We start from the raw sequence: 6,878 nt of genomic DNA, 5'->3' as shown, positions 1-6,878 counted from the left end.
CTCTATCCCGAACTCCACGAAAGCGCCCCCGCACTACCCAATAGTCCGAACACGCCCGCCAGTTGATCGCCTACACCACGAGAAGGGGCACCATCCCTCAGCGGGGGCAGGCCGCCGGAACTGGCGAGTCGGGCTACGTCACGGATTGCGTTCCACAGGAGCGTGACGGCTGCGTTGTTGTCGCCGGATTGCCGCTGGGCCTGGGCGGTACGTGCTGTCGTGATGAAACTGCCGGTTGTCTGGACCGGAGTGGCGGTGAAGCCGGGTACGTAGCAGGAAAGGGACTGTGGAAAGGCCTTGGCGCTTCCCCGGGTGAGGCGGGCGCCCAAGACGCGGGGCGGGTTGTCCAGCAGCAGTTGGCGGGGGACGGTGGCCGCTGCCATCCGTTCGAAGGCCGGTACGACCTCGGCGACGGTGTCGTCGTCGAAGAGCAGGAGGGCGACGGTCCCGTCGTGGCCGGCGCCGTCGATGTGTTGGCGGCGGTGGACCGTGAGGTCGCTGGCGAGTGCTGCGATCTTGCTGCCGAACCTGCGGCTGACGGGGAGTTGGGCGGCGTGCGGCAGGGGAAACGACGAGGGCTGTGCGGCATCCGGTGCGTCGGCGAAGATGCGCTGGTTGACGTCACCCACACGCTGGACGACCGTGCCCGGCGGGCCGAAGACCTTGTCGAGCAGGCGTTGCTGGAGATCGCTGGTGTCCTGCATTTCGTCCAGGAGGACGAAGGGAAAGCGGTGGGCGACAGCCGGCGCGAGCTGGGGGTGATGAAAGAGGTGGTGCTCGGCGAGGGCGAACATGTCGTGGTAGCGGAAGACGCCACGCTCGGTGAGCACCTGTTTGAGAGCGGCGAATTGTTGGCCACTGTCGCTGGATGCTTTGAAGGGCGGGGTGCCATCAGGTCCCACCGCGATCAGGTCTCCGGCGTCGCAGAGGTAGCGGGCCTCGGCGACGAGTGCGGGGCCGTTCGTGCGGTGCCCGAGTGCGGTGTTGAGTTTCCGGAACCGGGGGTGGCGTTCGAGCAGCCGGTGGGCTTCGTCCGCGTAGGCCTGGTCGTCTACGGTCTGGACTTCAATGCCCCGGGATCGTAGGGCCGGCAGGGCGAGGAAGGTGTTGGTGAAGGCCTGGATCGTGCCGATGAAGTGCGGGTACTGCAGCAGGCGGCGTCCCACCGATGTGGCGGGGAGGCGGTGGGTGATCTCGTCCTTGGCCGTGTTGGTGTGGGACAGGACGCAGATGCCTCGCGTGGGCGAGGTCCATCCCTGGCTCAGGAGGGCGAGCTTGAGCCCGATCAGGCTGGTCTTGCCCGAGCCGGGAGCTGCCTGGAGGTCCAGGGATTCCGCGCTCTGGATGAAGTCCCACTGCTCCTGGTGCGGCAGTTCGAGGCCGAGTTGCTGGGCGAGGGCTTCGACCTTGTCCTTGATGAAGACGTCGGGCGCGTAGAGGGGTGTCATTGCTCAGACCTCGCTGCACAGGTACGTGAAGGCGGCTACGAGGTAGGGCGGCAGATCGTCCTCGGTCACGGAGGTGGTCTGCAGGAGCCGGGCCGCGTGGTGGGCGGCGATCGGCTTACTTCCCCGGCCCATGCGCAGCGGCTCATAAATGTCCAAGGCCGCCTTTTCCAGGGGAACGTTGCTCTCTCGCCACTTCTTGACCTCCTCCTGCGCCAGTCGGTCCAGGTCGGCGAGTCTGTCCGCGGTGGGCCAGGTGGTCTTGGAGGCGACAGCGGCACGAACGGCCTGGTGCATCAGGGTCGCCATGGTCCAGGAGCCGGCGGCCAGGTCGTACTCCAACGTCCAGTGGTCTGAGACGAATGTGCGTACGTGGCCGCTGTCCTCCTCTTTCAACCCTGCGACGTGTTTGTCGATCTCTTGCTTGGTCATCTCCGCCGAGCACTTCAGCTTCTTGCGCATCTCCGCAGAGGTACCGGCTGGAACCAGGTCCCGGTCTCGGATGCAGGCCACGGCGACCGGGATCTGCTCGCCGTCGCGCTGGAAGATCCGGCTGTAGCGGAAGAGACCGACGCCGCCGACATTGACGACGCTGACGCCGCATTCGCTGAAGGATCGGCCGACCGCCTGTGCGAGGGCGGGCAAAACGATGGCTTCGGCGTCGCCTTCGACGATGGCGACGCTGCGGGCGAAGAACAGGTTGGCCTTGGTCACGTCGAGGAAGCGGGTGAGGAAGGCGTAGTCGCCCTCGTCGAGGCAGGTCAGTCCCGGTGCCAGACGGAAGGTGGATCCGCGGGCGACGAGGGTGAGGTGTTCGACCGGGATGGCCGAGGCCAGGTTGGGGCTGTGGGTGGTGAGGATGACCTGGACCGGCGGCGTCCCGGCCGTCTTGGCGGCCTCGGCACGATCCCGCAGGAGGTCCATGATGCGCGTCTGAAGTTGCGGGTGGAGGTGGGCTTCGGGTTCCTCGATCAGCAGCAGGGGTGCGAAGGCGCTGTTGCCGAGCAAGAGCAGTTCGGCTGCCATGAACAGGGCGTTGTTGTAGCCCAGTCCGTGTCTGGTCCACTCCCCCGTGCCCGCGAACAGGGTGAGTTCCAGCCGTTCCAGGGCGCGGGCGAGGGTGGCGTCGCCGGCGACGCCGATCTCGGCTCGCAGGACGTCGGAGCCGATGGAGAACTTCTGCAGGTAGCCGGTGTTGATGTCGTTGCGGGCCGCGGCCACCGCCGCGTTGTCACCGATGTGGCGTTCCGCGCGGCGCAGGATGCCGACCAGGGTGGTGGCGCTGTCGCTCTCCTCGTCGAAGTCGTCGTCGCCTTGTACGCGCATGGCCGGGTAGCCGGCGAGGATCTGCGAGAGACGCGATCCCCGGCCGGAGCGCAGTTCGGCCTCGGCATCCCGCAACGGGCGCAGGTAGGTGGCCTTCAGCAGTTCGCGTGCGGCACCGTCCAGAGCGGGTCCCTGCCCGTCGCGTCCGGTGCGCGTGGTGACCGAGACCCGGTGGGGAGGCAGCGGCTCCATCAGCTCCGCTTTGACGGTGACATAGAGGGCGACGTTGCCGTCGTCGTCGGTGGTGAGCAGTTCCAGGAAGACCCCTTGTTCTTCCGTCGTCAGGTCCTTGAAACCGCAGGTGATCTTGAAGGTCCCTGCTCGGCCGTCCTGTCCGACGTGGAAGTCGTCACGCGTGATCCGGTAGAAGTCAGCCGCCGTCGTCAGCAGGCACAGGCGGATCGCATCGATGATGGCCGTCTTGCCGCTGTCGTTCTCGCCGACGAGGACGTTCGTGGCGGGACCGAACTCCAGATTCAGACTGGCGTCCGGGTCGCCGTCCTTCTGCGGCAACGAACCGAAGATTCGGAAATTCTCCGCGTACAGACATGCCAAGTACAACGACGCCCCCGAGAGCCTGAGGCCTATGCCTTCGACGGCACAGGCGGCTGCAACCGCATCAAGTGCCCCACCCGCACGCGGCTCTGACGCATCATACGATTACTCCCGGCACTTGCACCTCAGGAACGAAATACCTCCCCACTGCTGGAAATGGGCACGCCAAATCGCCTCGGCAGCCTCCAGGGTCAGGGCACGTCAGTCAGGTCACCCTGCCGCGGCCGGAAGGGGAGCGCCCGCAGTCGGCACGACAACAGGCCGCCCACGCACGGCAGTACAGCAGCGCCTGGGCGCCTCGACGGGTTCCTGTACACCACACGCGCGAGCCTCCGGACGAACCGCGAGACAGCGAGGACAGGCTGCGACCCCAGCACCCCGCCTGACGAAATCACGATTCTCGGATTGTCACCTCGAACCGTCAGGGGCAGATTTGCCGGATTCCTCCTGGGCGATGTGATTGACGAGTTCCCCCGGTACCACATCGAGTCCTGCAGCGATGTCCAAGAGGGTAAGAACGCTGGGACTGCGCTGCCCGTGCTCGATATAAATGAGGCCGCGGAAGCTCAGCCCGCTGCGTTCTGCGAGTTCTTCCAGGCTGTATCCCCGCTCCTCTCTGAGGCGACGGATTTGCATACCCAGGGACAAGAGTCGCGGGTCCGGTGACGGTTCACGTGCTGGCACACCGTGACTCGACCGTCACACCTTTGCGTGCACCATGAACAGCTGTGCATAACTACTGGTTGTAGTGGACAGCATCGCTCCTGGCGGCCAGCAGCAAGGCCGCCGCACACGCCGCCAAGCCAGTGCGAAAGGGTCGGCGGCGGGTCCAGTATTCAGCTCAGTTTCGTGGGCAGGGCACATGAGCAAGCCGATCGAGCCGTTCGACCGCTGGCATAAGAGGTATCCGAAACCAGAACGCGGTGACACACCGTGCCAATGCGGCCGACCACTTGAGCCGCTGTATCCGTCTACGGACCACGGCCGCGGCCATCGCTGGCAGTCTCGGTACACCGACTGCTCAGGAAATGAGAAACGGCCGGCTTTTGCCACCTGGCAGGAAGCCCGCGAGCACCTCGACAAGGTGCTCATGGAATCTGAAAGACAGACGTCGCGAGACAACAGTCCAGGCAGCCTGCAGGTTGAATACTTCGCAGCCGAGATGATGAACAGGAGGCGCAAGCGGAAGAAGAACGCCAATACCTGCGACACCTACGAAAGTCATCTCCGTAGCCACATCCTGCCGTTCGCCGGCCACCGCACCGCAAGCAGCCTGCGCCGCCCTGATTCCATGGCCTTCGTCGACTACCTCCTCGACAAGCAAGGCCTCGACTCGGCCTGCACCGTCGTCCAGATCTTCAAGACCTGGCGCATCCTCATGCATTACATGCTGGACGAGGACGTTCCGCTCCCTCCCAACATCGTGGCGCGGATCGATCTCCCGGACGTGACGCCACGCGTCAAGGTCGCCCTGTCTCCTGGGCAGGTCGCGGCGGTCGCGGCGGCGATGCGAAGGGTGGCGCCTCGCTATGAGGTCCTGATCTGGCTCGGAGCCTGTGCCGGGCTGCGCCAGGGCGAGGCCTTCGGGCTGAAGCGAAGTCAGGTTGCCTGGAATCACGCCCTACTTCACATCGAAGAGCAACGGCAGCGCGGCAAGGCCGTGCGCCTCAAGACCAAGGCCAGCTACGCCACCTTGCCTGTGGATCACTTCCTGATCGAGCAGCTGACACAGCACGCGTCACGCTTCTCCGAGCCGGAGCCCGTCTCGCCAGCCGCCGAGCGCCGACGCCGGGCCCGCGGCTACGTCGAGCCGCCGGACGAGGGCCTGATCGTCACGAACCGTTTCGGCCAGCCTGTGCTGCCCACCGATTTCCATCAGAAGTGGCGAAGGGCAGTGAAGCAAGCCGGGCTTCCGGACAGGACCCGCTTCCACGACCTCAAGCACTTCTATACCAGCACGCTCGGCGGTTCCGGCAAGCACGACCCGAAGACTGTGCAGGCGCTCTCCCGGCACGCCAAGTTCTCCGAGACCTGGGACACCTACGCCCACCCTCCCCTCGCTGTGGAGGAGGTCACGGTCACCGTGTTCGGTACCGCGTTCTCACACATCGATGCTCCGACGACCTCGTTGCGGAACGGCTCTGCCTTCGGTACTTGCGCGTCGTCCGCGTCCTGAGGCGCCTGCCCCCTCCTGCCTTCAACTCGGCGTCCAGGAGCGGCTCAGACGCACCGGGCCTCGATGACCTTCTCGGCAGGTCGACCGACCCTCCCTGCCCTCACAGGGGTGCGTCCAGGAACTCCTTCCCAATCAGCTCGCCGACCGCATCGACATCCACACGCCCGGCGACGGTGCGCGCAACACCGCCGTGCTCTTCACAGCCCTGCCCGACACCGCCTACACGAAGAAGCTCCTGGACGACTTCACCTGGTGTGGAAGAGCCACAACCGCACCGAACAGGTCGGTCTGCAACACCCCGATCGCGAACCAGCTCGACATTCCGATCCTCAGCACGCCGGGAGTGCGCAGTGAGATCAATACGGGCGTGTCGGTGCAGACGGAGATCGGCTGGTAGCCGAGGGCTGGCTGGCGCTGTCGGCCGAGTGCGGCACATGGCACTCCGCTCAGACAGCCGTGGCAGCGAGACGGCAGAAGAGCTCCCGGGTCGCAGAGCCGGCCTCGGCGCAGTAGACGATGAGGCGTTGACCGGTCTCGGGGATGTGGAGTACCTGACATTCGTACTCCAGCGGCCCGAAGGTGGAGGAGTCGATCTTCTTGATGACCCGGCGTCGTACCTCGACGTCGTGGGTCGCCCACATCTCGGCGAATCGGGGTGAGGTGCCGAGGAGTTCGGTGACGAGCCCTTCGATCCCGCGGTCGCCGGGGTGGAGGGCATAGGCGGCGCGCAGGTCGGCCACGGTCGCGCGGGCGAAGGCGATCGCCGACTCGTCGTCCCAGCGGTGGTCGTCGAGGGCCTCGCGGAACATCCAGCGGACGAGGTTGCGGTCGTCCTCCGGTGCCCGCGCGATGCTGCTGATGAAGTGCGCCGCGAGCGTGTTCCAGGCCAGGAGGTCGTACTTCGCGTCGACGACGTAGGCCGGCACCTCCGGCATGCTGTCGAGGAGGCATCGCACCGCGGGGGTGAGTTCGCGGACCGGGCCGACGACCGGGGGCGGCCTTTCGTCGGCGACGCGGAAGAGGTAGTCCCGCTCGTCGCGGGTGAGCAGCAGTGCCCTGGCCAGTGCGGCGAGCACCTGCCGGGACGGGTTCGGGCCACGGCCCTGTTCGAGCCGGATGTAGTACTCGACGGACATTCCGGCGAGTTGGGCGACCTCCTGCCGGCGCAGACCGGGCGTGCGGCGGCGCAGACCGTCCGGCAGGCCGACGTCGCGAGGTTGGAGACGAGCCCGGCGAGCCCTCAGGAACGCCGCCAGCTCCTCGCGCAGGATCATCCCTCCATGTTGCCTCAGCCCCGACCGCCGTGAGCGCTACCTGGGTGGTATCGCCGATACCAGCTTCACCAGGCCTCTGGTGAGCCGGACACCGGCACCGCA

The 6,878-nt window shown here is 66.2% G+C and carries 6 protein-coding genes; 2 read left to right on the top strand and 4 right to left on the bottom strand.

Going from position 1 to position 6,878, the window contains the following annotated elements:
- Nucleotides 1-2 precede the first annotated feature (2 nt).
- The 3 genes from ACGFZQ_RS05145 to ACGFZQ_RS05135 all read right to left on the bottom strand — a co-directional run bounded on the left by ACGFZQ_RS05145 (nt 3) and on the right by ACGFZQ_RS05135 (nt 3,962).
- Entirely contained in the window at nt 3-1,448 is a 1,446-nt protein-coding gene (locus ACGFZQ_RS05145) for a UvrD-helicase domain-containing protein (RefSeq protein WP_393839211.1), read from the bottom strand.
- A gap of 3 nt (nt 1,449-1,451) precedes the next feature.
- The gene (locus ACGFZQ_RS05140) at nt 1,452-3,326 is read right to left on the bottom strand and encodes an ATP-dependent endonuclease (protein WP_393839210.1); all 1,875 of its coding nucleotides are present in this window, start codon (nt 3,324-3,326) and stop codon (nt 1,452-1,454) included.
- A 408-nt stretch (nt 3,327-3,734) separates the two neighbouring features.
- Entirely contained in the window at nt 3,735-3,962 is a 228-nt protein-coding gene (locus ACGFZQ_RS05135; RefSeq protein WP_393839250.1) for a helix-turn-helix domain-containing protein, read from the bottom strand.
- Nucleotides 3,963-4,188: 226 nt separating this feature from the next.
- Between ACGFZQ_RS05135 and ACGFZQ_RS05130 the strand changes: the two genes are divergently transcribed.
- A complete protein-coding gene (locus ACGFZQ_RS05130; RefSeq protein ID WP_393839209.1) occupies nt 4,189-5,502 on the top strand; it encodes a tyrosine-type recombinase/integrase in 1,314 nt (437 codons plus the stop codon).
- Nucleotides 5,503-5,692: 190 nt separating this feature from the next.
- Nucleotides 5,693-5,899: a hypothetical protein gene (locus ACGFZQ_RS05125; protein ID WP_393839208.1), complete on the top strand. Its 207-nt coding sequence runs from the start codon at nt 5,693-5,695 to the stop codon at nt 5,897-5,899.
- 49 nt (nt 5,900-5,948) lie between these two features.
- Here ACGFZQ_RS05125 and ACGFZQ_RS05120 read toward each other — a convergent pair whose 3' ends face one another.
- Nucleotides 5,949-6,776 carry a helix-turn-helix transcriptional regulator gene (locus ACGFZQ_RS05120; protein WP_393839207.1) on the bottom strand — a complete coding sequence of 276 codons (828 nt, stop codon included), beginning with the start codon at nt 6,774-6,776 and terminating at the stop codon, nt 5,949-5,951.
- Nucleotides 6,777-6,878: the final 102 nt, after the last annotated feature.

This window comes from Streptomyces sp. NPDC048254 (assembly GCF_043201895.1).
Taxonomy (GTDB): domain Bacteria; phylum Actinomycetota; class Actinomycetes; order Streptomycetales; family Streptomycetaceae; genus Streptomyces.
The sequence above is the reverse complement of the archived record's forward strand: the minus strand, read 5'-3'. Positions and strand labels throughout refer to the sequence as shown.

Coding starts and splice junctions, on each gene's coding strand:
- ACGFZQ_RS05130 (WP_393839209.1), top strand. CDS start 4,189: ATGAGCAAGCCGATCGAGCCGTTCGACCGCTGGCATAAGAGGTATCCG.
- ACGFZQ_RS05120 (WP_393839207.1), bottom strand. CDS start 6,776: ATGATCCTGCGCGAGGAGCTGGCGGCGTTCCTGAGGGCTCGCCGGGCT.
- ACGFZQ_RS05145 (WP_393839211.1), bottom strand. CDS start 1,448: ATGACACCCCTCTACGCGCCCGACGTCTTCATCAAGGACAAGGTCGAA.
- ACGFZQ_RS05135 (WP_393839250.1), bottom strand. CDS start 3,962: ATGCAAATCCGTCGCCTCAGAGAGGAGCGGGGATACAGCCTGGAAGAA.